At 61.6% G+C, this 14,595-nt stretch carries 12 protein-coding genes; 5 read left to right on the top strand and 7 right to left on the bottom strand.

The genetic code is table 11. From position 1 onward, the window contains the following. Positions 1-3 precede the first annotated feature (3 nt). The 3 genes from AC1RMF_RS10425 to AC1RMF_RS10415 form a co-directional block, all read right to left on the bottom strand. Entirely contained in the window at positions 4-663 is a 660-nt protein-coding gene (locus AC1RMF_RS10425) for a response regulator (protein WP_493141399.1), read from the bottom strand. Continuing rightward, a complete protein-coding gene (locus AC1RMF_RS10420) occupies positions 660-2,819 on the bottom strand; it encodes a sensor histidine kinase (protein ID WP_493141398.1) in 2,160 nt (719 codons plus the stop codon). Before AC1RMF_RS10420 ends, AC1RMF_RS10425 begins: the two co-directional genes overlap by 4 nt. A gap of 152 nt (positions 2,820-2,971) precedes the next feature. After that, complete coding sequence (locus AC1RMF_RS10415; protein WP_493141397.1) at positions 2,972-4,933, bottom strand: ATP-binding cassette domain-containing protein; 1,962 nt, start codon at positions 4,931-4,933, stop codon at positions 2,972-2,974. A gap of 109 nt (positions 4,934-5,042) precedes the next feature. Here AC1RMF_RS10415 and AC1RMF_RS10410 point away from each other — a divergent pair, with 109 nt between their 5' ends. Continuing rightward, positions 5,043-5,423 carry a DUF8785 domain-containing protein gene (locus AC1RMF_RS10410; RefSeq protein WP_493141396.1) on the top strand — a complete coding sequence of 127 codons (381 nt, stop codon included), beginning with the start codon at positions 5,043-5,045 and terminating at the stop codon, positions 5,421-5,423. 5 nt (positions 5,424-5,428) lie between these two features. Here the strand turns inward: AC1RMF_RS10410 and AC1RMF_RS10405 are convergent, their stop codons facing one another. Both AC1RMF_RS10405 and aptA read right to left on the bottom strand, forming a co-directional pair. Then, positions 5,429-6,934: a CoA-acylating methylmalonate-semialdehyde dehydrogenase gene (locus AC1RMF_RS10405; RefSeq protein ID WP_342619828.1), complete on the bottom strand. Its 1,506-nt coding sequence runs from the start codon at positions 6,932-6,934 to the stop codon at positions 5,429-5,431. Positions 6,935-6,960: 26 nt separating this feature from the next. Beyond that, positions 6,961-8,241, bottom strand: a complete 1,281-nt coding sequence (gene aptA, locus AC1RMF_RS10400; RefSeq protein ID WP_493141573.1) for an omega-aminotransferase AptA — start codon at positions 8,239-8,241, stop codon at positions 6,961-6,963. A gap of 173 nt (positions 8,242-8,414) precedes the next feature. Here aptA and AC1RMF_RS10395 point away from each other — a divergent pair, with 173 nt between their 5' ends. Next, the gene (locus tag AC1RMF_RS10395) at positions 8,415-9,344 is read left to right on the top strand and encodes a LysR family transcriptional regulator (RefSeq protein WP_493141395.1); all 930 of its coding nucleotides are present in this window, start codon (positions 8,415-8,417) and stop codon (positions 9,342-9,344) included. Here the strand turns inward: AC1RMF_RS10395 and AC1RMF_RS10390 are convergent. Further along, the gene (locus AC1RMF_RS10390) at positions 9,338-10,639 is read right to left on the bottom strand and encodes a D-amino acid dehydrogenase (RefSeq protein WP_342619826.1); all 1,302 of its coding nucleotides are present in this window, start codon (positions 10,637-10,639) and stop codon (positions 9,338-9,340) included. The two genes, AC1RMF_RS10395 and AC1RMF_RS10390, sit on opposite strands and share 7 nt — an antisense overlap. 86 nt (positions 10,640-10,725) lie before the next feature. Between AC1RMF_RS10390 and AC1RMF_RS10385 the strand changes: the two genes are divergently transcribed. Together AC1RMF_RS10385 and AC1RMF_RS10380 are read left to right on the top strand one after the other, a co-directional pair. Then, entirely contained in the window at positions 10,726-11,679 is a 954-nt protein-coding gene (locus tag AC1RMF_RS10385; protein WP_493141394.1) for a LysR family transcriptional regulator ArgP, read from the top strand. Positions 11,680-11,701: 22 nt separating this feature from the next. Further along, positions 11,702-12,319 (top strand): TetR/AcrR family transcriptional regulator, encoded by a 618-nt coding sequence (locus AC1RMF_RS10380; RefSeq protein ID WP_493141393.1) that lies wholly within the window; start codon positions 11,702-11,704, stop codon positions 12,317-12,319. Positions 12,320-12,322: 3 nt separating this feature from the next. On the opposite strand, the gene AC1RMF_RS10375 is transcribed toward AC1RMF_RS10380, so the two are convergent. Next, the gene (locus AC1RMF_RS10375) at positions 12,323-13,240 is read right to left on the bottom strand and encodes an aldose 1-epimerase (protein ID WP_493141392.1); all 918 of its coding nucleotides are present in this window, start codon (positions 13,238-13,240) and stop codon (positions 12,323-12,325) included. 388 nt (positions 13,241-13,628) lie between these two features. Here AC1RMF_RS10375 and AC1RMF_RS10370 point away from each other — a divergent pair, with 388 nt between their 5' ends. Next, entirely contained in the window at positions 13,629-14,594 is a 966-nt protein-coding gene (locus tag AC1RMF_RS10370) for an ABC transporter substrate-binding protein (protein WP_342619822.1), read from the top strand. The last annotated feature ends 1 nt before the right edge of the window (position 14,595 follow it).

Below are 14,595 nucleotides of genomic sequence, written 5' to 3'. Positions count from 1 at the left end.
CAGCTACTTACCAGACATCAAGCCCAGGTTGTGCGCGTGCAATGCCGCTTGGGCACGTGAGGAAATATTGAGCTTGCGGTAAATGTTCTTGACGTGATCGCCCACGGTGTGGCGCGAGATACCCAGGTTTTCGGCAATGGTGGCCAGCGTGACGCCGCGCGATAGCTCCTGCAACACCTCGCGTTCACGCGCCGTCAGTGCCGCTTGCTGTGTGGAGTCTTCCACTGGTGCGAGTGTCGCAACCGGCTCACGAAAGTGCTTGAGCAAACGCCGCGCCACGGTGGGGGACAAGGGCGGCTGCCCCTTCACAATGCCTTGCAGCTGGGCCACCAGCCGCTCCAGCGTCTCGTCTTTGAGCAGGTAACCCTGGGCGCCTGCGCGCAGGGCTGGAAACAGATGCGCGTCGTCCTCGTAGATGGTGGCCACCACGATCATGCAGTCCGGGTAGCGCTCAGCCAGTGCCTGTATTACGGTTACGCCACTGCCATCGGGAAGGGCCAGATCGATCAAGGCCAAATCCAGCGGTTTTCGCGAAACACACTCCAGGGCGGCTGCAACGCTGGCCTCGGCATGCACCGTGATACCGGCAAACGCGGTCTGCAGTAGTTCGCAAAGCATCTCCTGCGACTCGGGCAGGTCTTCCAGCACCAAGGCGTTTTTCATGACACCGGCAGCTCTGCCTGAAACAGCAGAGTCTGGTCCCGCAAGGCCGCCGAGAGCGAGCCACCCTTCTCCTTCAGGCGGGCACGCAGATTGCGCATGCCGTAGCCGTCTTTCCATGAATCGGGTGCAGAGACGGCACCATCGTGCGTAAGCTGCAGCTGCAGCCTTTGCTCCTGCAATGCGAATGAAACGGCCACCTGGGTGGGAGCAGCATGCTTGAGTGCATTCGTCAGCAGCTCGCGTACCACGGCCTCCAGCGTGGCCTTGGTATGAGAGGACAGCGGTGTTTCGGTCAGCTCGGTCTGCTGCTCCCACTGCATGGTGCAACCCGCGGCCTCGCAACGCTCGCTGGCCTCCGCACGCCAGTCCGCCAGCGCGTCGGCAAGTGCCACCGGGTGCGAGTCCAAAGCGGCAATCGATGTGCGCAAGTCCTTCATGGCTTCGCGTGCCACTTCGGCGGTGGGTGTGCCGCGCAGTTGGTGGATCATCTTCAGCAGGCGTGCACCGATGTTGTCATGCAGATCGCGCCCTATGCGCAGCCGCTCCTGTGCCACACCGGCCTCATAGCTCAGGCGGCCGGTCAGCATGTCTGCCATCAGTTCGCACAGTGCGCTGGCCCATTGCGCATCCCGCGTGGTGAACAGGCGTGCGCCGCCTCCGGCATAGCGCAGGGTACAGGGCGCCAGATTGGCCAGCCCACCTACTTGCAGCACCAGCCCGTCCTGCTCCACATGTGCCACCTTGGGCAGTGTTGCATCTGTTGGTGCTGCAACGGACAACTCGAGCGGGTCGAACAGGCGCTGCAGCAGCGCGCTCCAGGCCGCCTGCTGTTCGGGCGCGCCGGCCAGAAAAGTGATGCGGGTGATTTCCGGCAGCAGGCTGTCCAGTCGTGCACCGTGCCGGCGCAATAGCCGCTGCAACAGCCACTGGCGAAACGGGAAGTACAGGGCGCCCACCAGCAGCACCGTGGTGCCCAGGGACAGGGAAGGCCCCAGCCCGATGGTGAGCAGCGCGGCGTCCATGGCCATCACCGCCGCAATGCCACCCAGCCACAGAATCACGCGATAAGCCCACTCGCCCAGATCGAACAGCCGGTACTTGCTCAGCCCCAGCGCAATGCCCAGGTACATCACCAGAAACAAACCAAAGGCATAGGCCTGCGGCAGCGGCGCAAACCATCCGAGGAAGCTGGGCACGTACACCAGCAACACGGCCAGGCTGCAGCTCACCAGCGAGGACAACGCAAACCACAGCAGCGAAGCCCGTTCCACCGGTTTGCCGCGCGTGGTACGCCACTGCACCACGCCCATGACGATGGCCAACAGCATTTGCGCCATGATGGGTGTGCGACTACCCCAGTCCTGATCCGGTGCGCTGTGTGTGGCATCCAGCGCAAACCAGAGGCCAAAAACCAGCGGCAGCCACAGCAGGGTACGCGGCTTCACCAGGGGTCGTGGGTACATGAGGAATAGCCCGACCAGCGCGCACCCAAATGCATTTGCGCCCAAATGGTTCATGCTGGACAGCGTACGAAACAGCACACCAGGCAGTGCAAGCTCGCGGCTGCTGTACAAGGCAGCAGGGACAGTGAACAAGACAAAGCTCATGCCGGTGAACAGAAAGAGCTGCGTGCCCCACTGGCCTGGGCGCAGCACATATACCCAGGTGGCAATCAGCAAGGCTGCAAATCCCACCGCCAACTGGTACCAGTACGGCGTACCCAGGCTAGCCAGAGGACGGTGCTGCGGCCGGATCATGCTGGCTTGCGGATGTTCCTCGGTGGTTTGCCAGATGACGCTGACCTCGCCGGCGCGCAGTATGCGGGCGAGCTGGTTTTGCCGTGCAAAGAAGTCGTCCATTTCGGGATAGGTATCCAGAAAATCGGGCTCTTCGATCAGGTCGGTTGGCTTGAGCGCCAGGGTCTGCAGGCCGTCGCTCAGCTGCAGCACGCGCGCGTCTTTGGGAATTGGAGGATTGGCTGTGGGAGCGTCTGCAGTCAGTATGACTGTGGCGGCATCACCCTCGCCCGCCGTCTGCAATGGGAGCCCCAGCCACGGCTGGGCCAGTGCGACCATGGTCACCACTATGGCAACCAGCACACAGGTAGCCGCGACGGTCAGCAAGGCAAGACTGGGGCGCACCAATAGCCGGTTCATGCAAAGCTCCTCCTCATTGCGCGACCTTCCGTTTGTTTGTCCCACTCTAACAAAATACGGGCAAGTGCAGCGAGTTTTGCATCAGGTGTTGCCGCACCCCGCGATCGCGGGATTGCGCCAGGGGTAACAATCCCCTAGCGTGCTTGCAGGCTTCAGGCGCCCAGCGCTTCCCAGCGCTCCAGCGCGGTCATGAGCTCTTCGTCGATCTGCGCGCTGCGGCTGGTCAGCGCCAGCGCACGGGCGTTGTCGCGCGCAAACAGGCTGCCGTCGGCAAGCTGTTCGGTGATGTCTTTCTGTTCAGCTTCCAGCGCGGCGATCAGAGCGGGCAGGCTATCAAGCTCGCGCTGCTCCTTGAAGCTGAGCTTGCGCGCCTTGGCGGCTGGTGCTGCGGGTGCGGGTGTCGGCAGTGGTGTGGAGACTGCCGCTGCTGCGGGCTTGGCGGCCTGGTCGCGTCCGTAGTTGAACGGCGAGGCGCCTTTCTGGCCCTTGCTCTGTGCAATCTCGTTGGCGCGCTTGCTTTGCACCAGCCAGTCCGACACACCACCTTCGTACTCGCGCCACTTGGCATCGCCCTCGTAGGCGATGGTGCTGGTGACCACGTTGTCGAGAAAAGTGCGGTCATGGCTGACCAGGAACACGGTGCCGTCATAGCTTTGCAGCAGGTCTTCCAGCAGCTCCAGGGTATCGATGTCCAGATCGTTGGTCGGCTCGTCCAGTACCAGCACATTGGCCGGGCGGGCAAACAGGCGCGCTAGCAACAGGCGGTTGCGTTCGCCACCACTCAGGGATCGCACTGGCGAATTGGCGCGCGCGGGCGAGAACAGGAAGTCACCCAGGTAGCTCTTGACGTGCTTGCGCTGGTTGCCGATCTCGATCCATTCGCTGCCCGGGCTGATGAAGTCTTCCAGCGTGGCATCCAGGTCCAGCGCATTGCGCATCTGGTCAAAGTAGGCCACGGTGACGTTGGCACCCAGGCGCACCGTGCCCCAGGGACTGTGGCCGGGTTCGGGCGCGGGGGCGTTGGCTGGGGCTGGATCGGGCTTGAGCTCGCCCAGAATGAGCTTGAGCAGTGTGGTCTTGCCCGCGCCATTGGGACCCAGCAGGCCGATCTTGTCGCCACGCAGTACGGTGGTGGAGAAGTCGCGCACGATCACGCGGTCGCCAAATGTCTTGGTCACATGCACCATCTCGGAAACCAGCTTGCCGCTGGCGGCACCGGAGGCGATGTCCATGTTGACGCTGCCCACGGCCTCGCGCCGGGCCTCGCGCTTGGAGCGCAGTTCCTGCAGGCGCACGATGCGTGCCGTGGCACGTGTGCGGCGTGCCTCCACACCCTTGCGGATCCACACTTCCTCTTGTGCCAGCAGCTTGTCGGCGCGTGCGTTGATCACTGCCTCCTGTGCCAGTTGCTCTTCTTTCTGCACCAGGTAGGCGGCAAAATTGCCGGGGTAGGACAGCAGCTTGCCACGGTCCAGCTCCACAATGCGCGTAGCCACGTTGTCCAGAAAGGAGCGGTCGTGGGTGATGGTGATGATGCTGCCCTTGAAGTCCACCAGCAGGCCTTCCAGCCATTCGATGGAGTCCAGGTCCAGGTGGTTGGTGGGTTCGTCCAGCAGCAGCACGTCGGGTTGTGCCACCAGCGCTTGCGCCAGTGCCACGCGCTTCTTGGTTCCGCCGGACAAGGTGCTGACGATGGCTTCGGGGTCCAGGTGCAGGCGGTGCAGTGTTTCGTTCACCCGCTGTTCCCAGTTCCAGCCGTCCAGCGATTCGATCTCGCCCTGCATGGCGTCCAGATCGCCGTGGCCTTGGCAGTACTCCTCGATCAGTTCGATCACGCGGGACAGGCCAGCACGCACGGCTTCGAACACGGTTGCGTCCGCGTCCAGTTGCGGCTCCTGTGCCACGTAGGCGATGCGGGTGTTGCCCTGCACCTGCAGGGTTCCGTCGTCGGGCTTTTCCAGACCGCCCAGAATCTTGAGCATGCTGGATTTGCCCGCACCATTGCGGCCGATCAGGCCGACACGCTCCGCGGTTTCGAGGGAGAAGTCAGCGTGGTCGAGCAGGGGAACGTGCCCGAATGCCAGCTGGGCGTCAAGAAGGGTAATCAATGCCATAGGGGAGGGATTATCCCTTGCATGGGTTTCAGGGCCGTCACAGGGGCCGTTCATAATCCCCGGCAGCGGGGAAAGTTTTCCCTGGGGTCAGGAATTCAGGAGTAACGCAATGGCGGTGACGGTAAAACGGGTCTTGGGATATTTGCTGGGTGTGCTGGCGGGCGCAGCGCTGCTGGTTGCGATCTACACCTTTGTCGTATTGAAGTGGAGCTACGCCGTGGGCGAGCGCGCCGGCTATCTACAAAAACTCTCCAACAAGGGCTTTGTCTGCAAGACCTGGGAAGGCGAGCTGCAGTTGGTAGCCGTGCCCGGCAGCACGCCCGAGAAGTTTCTGTTCTCGGTGCGTGACGACGCCGTGGCACAGCGCCTCAACGCCACCATGGGCAAGCGCGTGGCGCTCACCTATGAACAACACATCGGTGTACCCACCAACTGCTTTGGCGAGACGGAGTACTTTGTGATCGATGTGAAGGAAGTGGCGAACCAGTAAGCGAATTAACGGCTGCTGGGGAACGCGAACACCGTGCCCTCGCGCACACCGGCCGAGGGCCAGCGCTGCGTGATGGTCTTGCGCTTGGTGTAGAAGCGCACGGCATCGGGGCCGTAGGCATGCAGGTCACCAAACAGGCTGCGCTTCCAGCCGCCAAACGAGTGGTAGGCCACGGGTACGGGTAGCGGCACGTTCACGCCGACCATGCCCACCAGGATGTTGTCGGTGAAGTAGCGAGCGGCTTCGCCATCGCGGGTGAAGATGCAGGTGCCGTTGCCGTACTCGTGCGCGTCGATCAGGTCCATGGCTTCCTGCAGGGTCTTCACGCGCACCACGCCCAGCACCGGTCCGAAAATTTCTTCCTGGTAGATCTTCATGCCGGGCTTGACGTTGTCAAACAGGCAGGGGCCCAGGAAGTAACCTTCTTCGTGACCAGCCACCTTGACGCCGCGACCATCCACCAGCAGGGTGGCACCTTCCGCCACACCCTGGTCCACATAGCCCTTGACCTTCTCGAAGTGGGGCTTGGTCACCAGCGGTCCCATGTCGCTCTTGGCATCAAAGCCGGAGCCCACGGTCATCTTGGCCATCTCGGCCTTCAGGCCGGCAATCACCGCTTCTGCGGTACCGTCGCCCACCGCCACCACCAACGGGATGGCCATGCAGCGCTCGCCGCAGGAGCCAAAGGCGGCCCCCATCAGTGCGTTGACGGCATTGGGCACATCGGCGTCGGGCATCACCACGGCGTGGTTCTTGGCACCACCCAGGGCTTGCACGCGCTTGCCGTGCTTGCAGCCTTCGGCATAGATGTATTCGGCAATCGGCGTAGAACCGACAAAGCTCACCGCCTTGACGCGCGGATCGGTCAGCAGCGTGTCCACTGCTTCCTTGTCACCGTTGACCACGTTGAGCACGCCGGGTGGCAGGCCCGCCTGCAGTGCCAGTTCCGCCACACGCAGGGTGGAGCTGGGGTCACGCTCGGAGGGCTTGAGCACAAAGGTGTTGCCGCAGGCCACGGCCATGGGCCACATCCACAGCGGCACCATGGCCGGGAAGTTGAATGGCGTGATGCCGGCCGTGACACCCAGTGCCTGGAACTCGCTCCAAGAGTCGATAGCCGGGCCCACGTTCTTGCTGTGCTCGCCCTTGAGCAGCTCGGGGGCGTAGGAGGCGTATTCCACGTTCTCGATGCCGCGCTGCAGCTCGCCCAATGCGTCGCTGAGCACCTTGCCGTGTTCGGCGGTGATGAGCTGGCACAACTCGTCGGCGTGCTGCTCCAGCAGCACCTTGAGGTTGCTCATCACGCGGGCGCGCTTGAGCGGAGGTGTGTTGCGCCAGGCCGGGAAGGCTGCTTGCGCGCTGGCAATGGCTTCTTCGACCGTGGCCTTGGGAGCCAGCAGCACGCGCTTCTCGGCCTTGCCGGTGGCGGGATTGAAAACGTCCTGGGCACGTGTGCCCGAGGTGACGGACTTGCCGCCGATGAGGTGACCAACGATGGGGAGAGTAGACATAAAGGAAATAGTTATCGCAAAAAGACTCAGGCAGTGGCGTTGATGGCTTCGCCCAGGGCGTTGATCAGGCTGTCGATCTCGGCTTCGGTGGTGATGAAGGGTGGAGCGAGCTGGATGGTGTCGCCGCCGTAACGTACGTAGAAGCCCTTTTCCAGGCACTTCATGGCAATCTCGTAGGGGCGCTTGGCCGGTTCACCGGGCACGGCGGCAATCGTCAGGCCGGCGGCCAGACCGCAGTTGCGGATGTCGGCTACGTGCTTGGCGCCCTTGAGGCTGTGCACTGCATTCTCGAAGTAGGGCGCCAGCTTGGTCACGCGCTCGATCATGTTTTCCTTGACCAGCACGTCCAGCGCCGCGATGCCGGCAGCGCAGGCGACCGGGTGTGCGGAGTAGGTGTAGCCATGTGCAAACTCCAGCATGTAGTCCGGACCGCCGGCAGCCATGAAGGTGTCGTAGATTTCCTTGCCGGCCACCACCACGCCCAGGGGCTGGGCACCGTTGGTGATTTGCTTGGCGGCGTTCAGGATGTCGGGCGTCACGCCGAAGGCGGCAGAGCCGGTGTAGGCGCCCATGCGGCCAAAGCCGGTGATGACTTCATCAAAAATCAGCAGGATGTTGTTCTGCGTGCAGATCTCGCGCAGGCGCTGCAGGTAGCCCACTGGAGGCACCACCACGCCGCCGGAGCCCGACATGGGTTCGACGATGACGGCCGCGATGTTGCTGGCATCGTGCAATGCGATCAGGCGCAGCAGTTCGTCAGCGAGTTCGGCGCCGTTCTTGGGCATGCCGCGCGAGAACACGTTGCTGGCCAACTGGGTGTGGGGCAGGTGGTCGGCTTCCACGCCCTGGCCGAACATCTTGCGGTTGGCACCAATGCCGCCCACCGAGATGCCGCCGAAGTTTACGCCGTGGTAGCCCTTTTCGCGGCCGATCAGGCGGGTCTTGGTACCCTGGCCCTTGGCACGCCAGTAGGCGCGGGCCATCTTGAGCGCCGTGTCGGCAGACTCGGAGCCGGAGCCGGTGAAGAACACGTGGTCCAGTCCCTTGGGCATGAGTTCGGTGATCTTGTTGGCCAGCTCGAATGACAGAGGGTGGCCGAACTGGAAGGCGGGCGAATAGTCCAGCGTGGCGGCCTGACGGCCAATGGCCTCGGCAATGTCGGTACGGCCATGGCCCAGACCGCTGCACCACAGGCCGGAGAGGCCATCAAAGATCTTGCGGCCGTTGACGTCGGTGTAGTAGGCGCCCTTGGCGCTGACCATCATGCGCGGATTGGCCTTGAAGTTGCGGTTGCCGGTGTAGGGCATCCAGTGGGCTTCCAGAAAGCCTGGGCCTGCCGGATAGGGTGTGGTGCTGAGGACGGGTTCGGTAGCGGAGTTTTCGTTGAGTTTCATGGCAGGCTCCAGAGGGGGAAAGCGCGATTTTGCGTGCGTTGGATACTTCGATATAGTGAGAGTTATCACTATTCAGTTAGCACTTTATGAAACAAAAGAGTCGTGCCGCCCTGGGTCAGATCAGCGACATGGACTTGCGCCTGCTGCGCGTGTTCCGCACCGTGGTGGATTGTGGCGGTATGGCCGCGGCGGAGCTGGAGCTCAATATCGGCACCTCCACGGTGAGCCGCCACATCAAGGACCTGGAAACCCGCCTGGGCCTGACCCTGTGCCGCCGTGGCCGGGCTGGCTTTGCGTTGACTGCAGAAGGTGAGCAGATCTATGCGCAGACCACCCAGTTGCTGTCGGCCACCGACGCCTTTCGCAGCAGCGTGGACGAGATCCACCAACGCATGGGTGGGCAACTCCATGTGGCGGTGTTTGACAAGACCGCCAGCAACCCAGCCAGCCACATCGCGCAGGCCATTGCCCTTTTCACCGATCTGGCGCCCGACGTAAAACTCAACTTGCATGTGGCCACGCTCAACGGTATCGAGCGGGGGGTGCTGGACGGGCAATTCCAGGTCGGCGTCATCCCGGGCCACCGCAGTTCAGACACCCTGGAGTACACCCGCCTGTTTGACGAAGCCATGTTGCTGTACTGCGGCGCGGGGCACGCCCTGTTTGCCGGGGATGCAGACGATCTGGACTGGGACAGCCTGCGCCAGCACGCCTTCGCCGGGTTGGGCTATCACTCACCCAATATGGAAATCAGCCAGTCGCAGCGCATGGTGCGCAGTGCGACCGGCTTTGACCAGGAGTCGATCGCCACGCTGATTCTGTCGGGCCGCTTTCTGGGCTTTCTACCGATTCACTATGCGCAAAGCTTTGTGGTTGCCGGGCAGATGCGTGCGGTCAAGCCCGCGCTGTTTCATTACGAATGCGACTTCTTCGGCATCGTGCGCAGGTCGCCCCAACCGTCCCGGGCCACGCGCGCATTCCAGGCCTGCCTGGAGCAGGCGCACGCGGCTCAGTAGCCGTAGAACTTGAAGTTCATGTCCGGCTTGGCGCCGCTGATGAGTTCTGCCACGGCCTTGCCTGAGCCAGCCCCGTGGGTCCAACCCAGGGTGCCGTGTCCGGCATTGACCCAGAGCTTTTGCACCTTGCTCTTGCCGATGTAGGGAATGTTGGTGGGCGTGGCTGGGCGCAGACCGGTCCAGAATTGCGGGTTGCCGCCTTCGGTGTCCAGGCGGGTATCGCACACGCCGGGGAAGATGGCTTCTACACGGCGCGCCAGCATCTCGCAGCGTGCGCGCGACAGGCTGCTGTCCAGGCCGGTGTCGTAGCCACCCACTTCGATGGTGCCGGCAATGCGCAGGTAGTCGCCCAGGCGGCTCATGGCGCACTTCACCGAGTCGTCGATAAAGCTGACTTGCGGCGCCAGTTCCGGTTTGAGGATCTTGAAGGTGGCGCTGTAGCCCTTGCCCGGGTAGATGGGCAGGTTGATGCCCACGGTGCGCAGCAACGGCGCCGTGTACGAACCCATGGACAGAACGAAGTGGTCGCTGCGCAGTGCGCTGGTCTTACCGCTACGGCGGTCCTGCACGCTCACGGAATCCATAGAGTCGCCCTGCTTGTTGAGCGACAGCACGTCGTGTTCCCACAGGAACTGGACGCCGCGCTCGGCACAACGCTGGGCCAGCTGCTGGGTGAATTCGCGTGCGTCGCCGCTCTCGTCACTGGGGGTATAGGTGCCGCCCACGATATGGTCGGCATAGAGCTTGAAGGCCGGTTCGATCCGCAGCAGTTCGTCGCGGCTGACCACGCGTCGCTGCACGCCGTACTTGGCCATCAACGCGGCCGCACCTGCGGCGGAGTCGAAGGATTTCTGGTCCACGTAGAAGTGGGCAATGCCTTTCTCCAGCCGGTTGTATTCAATGCCGGTGGCATTCACCACGTCCTTGAGCGCGGTGTGGCTGTAGGAGCCCAGTGCGACCAGCTGCTGCACATTGCGCTCGAAGGCGGCGTCATTGCAATTGGCCAGGAATTCCAGTCCCCAGCGGTATTGGTGCCAGCCCTTGCCAATGGGGAACTGCGGCCTGAACAGCAAGGGCGCTTCCTTGCTGAACATCCATTTGAGGGCCTTGAGCGGGGCTTCCTTATTGGCCCAGGGTTCACAGTAACTCACGGAAATCTGGGCTGCGTTAGCAAAGCTGGTTTCCAGGGCCGCGTCGGGCTGGCGGTCCACTACGGTGACCTCATGCCCTCGCTCCGCCAGATGCCATGCGGTGCTCACGCCCATGATGCCCGCGCCAAGTACAGTAATTTTCATGCGCGCAGTGTCGTTGATGGCGCCAAATGACGGAAGTCAAACTGCCATATTTTCCGAAATCATTAGCGGCGTTAATAATAGAAGCCATGCGAACTTTTGATGCAGATGCCTTGGAGTGCCTTGCGGCCATCGTGGAGGAGGGCGGTTTTGAGCGTGCCGCGGTGCGCCTGTCCATCACCCAGTCGGCCGTGTCCCAACGTCTGCGCTCATTGGAGGCCCAGGTCGGCACCGTGCTGCTGGTGCGCAGTCGGCCCTTGCGCCCCACCACCGCGGGGCGGTTGCTGATCAAGCATGCGGTCCAGCTGCGCCTGCTGCGCGCCGATCTGGAAAATGATCTGCACGAGCTGACACCCGGCGCCAACGCCCAGCGCGAAGAAGATCGCATCTCGATTGCCGTCAACGCCGACAGCATCGCTACCTGGGCATTGCCCGCGCTGAGCCACCTGGTTCATGACGGACTTCCGTTGGAAATCATTACCGATGACCAGGATTTCACCCACGAGTGGTTGCGTGAAGGCCAGGTATTGGGCTGCGTCACCACACTCAAGCAGGCGCTGCGCGGTTGCAAAGTGATGGCCCTGGGCGACATGCACTATGTAGCGGTGGCCAACCGGGAGTACGCGCAGGCGCAATGCCCGCATGGGCTCACGCCGCATAACTTCCGCCAGATTCCCTTCATTGCATTCAACCGCAAGGACGATTTGCAGGCCGAGTTTGTCGGTGGCGCATTGGGGCTGCGGCGGGTGGCGTTGAGCCAGCGCTTTGTACCCAGCACCGAAGGCCAGGTGCACGCGGTGTTGTCGGGCTGGGGCGCCAGCGTAGTGCCGCAAATGCTGGTGCAAAGCCGCATTGACAGTGGCGAGTTGGTGAACCTGGTTCCGGCATTCAGTTTGCCCGTGAGTCTGTACTGGCATTGCTGGAACCTGAGCTCGGACGTGATAGACCGATTGACCAAGGCCTTGGAGGCTGGCGCGCGGGCGTCCTTGGGCAAACCGTCAAAACCCGTCAGTCACAAAATAACCCCACGATCCACAAAGTGACGTTGCTGGCTAAACTGCGGCCATGAACTCCCGCAACGTTGTCAAAGTCTCCTTCAAGGAGCAGATGCTCCAGGCACGGGAAGACGCCATCATCCGCACCGTCAATCTGCTGCTGGCTGAAAAGGGTTTTGAGGCCATGACGGTGGACGAAGTGGCCGCGTCAGTCGGCATTGCCAAGGCGAGCCTGTACAAGCATTTCCCCAGCAAGGAAGACTTGGCTGCGGCCGCCATGGTCAGCGTGATGCGACGGGCGCAAGCCTTTATCGCCACATTGCCTGAGCAGGCACCTCCTCTGGAAAACCTGCGGGCCGTGGTGCGCTGGATCATGGAAGTCAAGCTTGCCGGTGAAATGCCTTCGCTTCCCAGCCAGAACTCCAAGCTGCGCGCCACCCTGATGGGCAATGCAGACTATATGGATGGCCTGATGGAAGCGAGCGACGTTCTGGGCGGCTGGATCGAGGCGGCGCAGGATCAGGGCACGCTCAACCGGGGGATACCGGCCATTGCGATTCTGTACACCGTATATGCCCGGGCTTGCGATCCGGTGCTGGAGTTCCTGAAGATGGGCGGCCAGTACAGTGATGAACAGATCATCGACTTGGTGATGTCCACCTGCTTTGATGGCCTGAACGCGCGCTAAACCTTATTCCAGGTCGGAAAAACGCCATTCCACGTGCAATGTCAGCGTCTGGCCGGTTTGCAGTACCTGCAGACCGGGGCGCCCCTCCACATGGAAAGCATCAATCGGCTGTGTCACCGGTTCAAAGCAGAAGGCCGGTCCCTGAGGTGGTCGGTAGAGCAGGCAAAAGCCATCGTTTCGGCCGCTATCGGCAACTGCCGGGATGCGCATCTCCAGCTGCACACGGTTTTCCGGCCATTCAATGCGCGCGCTGCCGGACCAGCCGGTATAGGCGTTGTCCACCAGCGTGCCGTTGACGTCCAGTCCTGCGCGGGGGTCCCAACTGGGCGGGAAGGTGCTGCTGTGGGCGACCGGCATCGGGTCGGCGCCGCTGAGCCACACACCTTGTACGTTGGCATGCAGACGTGTTTGGGGCGTACGCAGGAACCAGGGGTGCTGCCCCAGACCATACGGCAAGGGTTGCTTGCCGGTATGGGTCACGCTCAGGGTTTGGTCCATACCGTCATCACGCAACACGAAGCGTTGCAACGCGTGGTAGGCATACGGATTGCCCGCGAACTGCTCGGAAGACAAGGTCATTTCCACAGTGTCATCTGCAGGCTGCTCCAGGTTCCAGGTTTGCAGCCAACCGTCTCCGTGGATGGGATAGGGCTCGCCGACGCGGTTGAGCGCTACCGGATGAAAGACACCATCCTGCGTGAAGCCGCCCTCGCTGATGCGGTTGGACCACGGCACCATCGGAAATGAGGCCAGAGAGTAGCGATCCAGATTTCGCCCATCCCAGGGCCGCCAGAGATGGAGTGCTCCTTCAGGCCGTTCCAATTGCCATGCCGCTACGCCGCCTGCCAGATCGGGAACCAATCCCAGGTGCTGGCCGGCGTGGTGCAGCCAATGGATGGAAGGAGCGGTAGTTTCGGGCATGGTCGAAGGACTGGTTGGTGAAGCAGCAAGAGCGCCTTGCATGCTAGCAACGGTGATTGATAAAGGAAAATCAAATAATTGATACTTTCAATGCCTGATTTGCAATGTCAAATTGACAAAAATAACAAGGATTTAGCTTGAAATTTTTTAACAACACTTGTTATTTTTCTTTTTGAACAGAGAACATTCCCCAATGTCTCTTTGGCAATAGCAAGACTGCAAATCTCTATTGGATAGATATAGGTCGCCTTCGTATCATCCGCCCACTTCTGTAGGGTAAAGCGGTGCTTGACATCGCCTTGCAGTGGTTGAGACGGGGGTGCTGGATACGGGCGGCTCTCCTACATGGCTTGTACCCGTTCCATTACACAAACTCTAGGAGACATCGATGAAACAGAACCGCCGTACCCTGATTGCCTCGCTGGCCATTGCGCCTTTCGCAGCCAGCCTGCCATTGAGCGCATTTGCCGAAAAGAAAATCGTATTGGGTTTCAGCCAGATCGGAGCCGAAAGCGAGTGGCGCAGCGCCAACACGGCCTCCATCAAGGACACCGCAGCGAAGGAAGGCATTGACCTCAAGTTCTCCGATGCGCAGCAAAAGCAGGAGAACCAGATCAAGGCGCTGCGCTCCTTCATTGCGCAGAAAGTGGATGTGATCGCCTTTGCCCCCGTGGTGGAGTCCGGCTGGGATACGGTTCTCAAGGAAATCAAGGCCGCGAAGATCCCTGTGATCCTGACCGACCGCTCGGTGGACTCCAAGGACACCTCGCTGTACGTGACCTTCATGGGTTCTGACTTCACCGAAGAAGGCCGCAAGGCGGGCCGTTGGCTGCTGGAAAAGGTCAAGAACACCACGGGCGACGTAAACGTTGTGGAATTGCAGGGCACCGTGGGTTCCGGTCCTGCGATTGACCGCAAGAAAGGTTTTGAAGAGATCATCAAGGCCAACCCCCGCATCAAGATCATCCGTTCGCAGACTGGCGACTTCACCCGCGCCAAGGGCAAGGAAGTCATGGAAGCCTTCCTGAAAGCTGAGGGCAAGAAGATCAATGTGCTGTATGCACACAACGACGACATGGCCATTGGTGCCATCCAGGCGATCGAAGAAGCCGGTCTGAAGCCTTCCAAGGACATCACCATCATCTCGGTGGATGCGGTCAAGGGTGCTTTCGAAGCCATGATGGCAGGCAAGCTTGACGTCACCGTGGAATGCAGCCCGCTGCTTGGACCGCAGCTGATGTCTGCCGTCAAGGATTTGGTGGCCGGCAAGACCCTGCCCCGTCGCATCGTGACGCAAGAAGGCATCTTTCCGATGGAAGTGGCGGCCAAAGAGTTCCCCAACCGCAAGTACTGAT

This window comes from Rhodoferax sp. GW822-FHT04A08 (assembly GCF_058801025.1).
Note: the sequence above shows the minus strand (reverse complement) of the source record. Positions and strands in the feature narration are given on the sequence as shown.

What these genes read in the sequence shown, in the direction of transcription:
- AC1RMF_RS10425 (WP_493141399.1), bottom strand. Translation starts at nt 663, where the DNA reads ATGAAAAACGCCTTGGTGCTGGAAGACCTGCCCGAGTCGCAGGAGATG.
- AC1RMF_RS10420 (WP_493141398.1), bottom strand. Translation starts at nt 2,819, where the DNA reads ATGAACCGGCTATTGGTGCGCCCCAGTCTTGCCTTGCTGACCGTCGCG.
- AC1RMF_RS10415 (WP_493141397.1), bottom strand. Translation starts at nt 4,933, where the DNA reads ATGGCATTGATTACCCTTCTTGACGCCCAGCTGGCATTCGGGCACGTT.
- AC1RMF_RS10410 (WP_493141396.1), top strand. Translation starts at nt 5,043, where the DNA reads ATGGCGGTGACGGTAAAACGGGTCTTGGGATATTTGCTGGGTGTGCTG.
- AC1RMF_RS10405 (WP_342619828.1), bottom strand. Translation starts at nt 6,934, where the DNA reads ATGTCTACTCTCCCCATCGTTGGTCACCTCATCGGCGGCAAGTCCGTC.
- aptA (WP_493141573.1), bottom strand. Translation starts at nt 8,241, where the DNA reads ATGCCCTACACCGGCAACCGCAACTTCAAGGCCAATCCGCGCATGATG.
- AC1RMF_RS10395 (WP_493141395.1), top strand. Translation starts at nt 8,415, where the DNA reads ATGAAACAAAAGAGTCGTGCCGCCCTGGGTCAGATCAGCGACATGGAC.
- AC1RMF_RS10390 (WP_342619826.1), bottom strand. Translation starts at nt 10,639, where the DNA reads ATGAAAATTACTGTACTTGGCGCGGGCATCATGGGCGTGAGCACCGCA.
- AC1RMF_RS10385 (WP_493141394.1), top strand. Translation starts at nt 10,726, where the DNA reads ATGCGAACTTTTGATGCAGATGCCTTGGAGTGCCTTGCGGCCATCGTG.
- AC1RMF_RS10380 (WP_493141393.1), top strand. Translation starts at nt 11,702, where the DNA reads ATGAACTCCCGCAACGTTGTCAAAGTCTCCTTCAAGGAGCAGATGCTC.
- AC1RMF_RS10375 (WP_493141392.1), bottom strand. Translation starts at nt 13,240, where the DNA reads ATGCCCGAAACTACCGCTCCTTCCATCCATTGGCTGCACCACGCCGGC.
- AC1RMF_RS10370 (WP_342619822.1), top strand. Translation starts at nt 13,629, where the DNA reads ATGAAACAGAACCGCCGTACCCTGATTGCCTCGCTGGCCATTGCGCCT.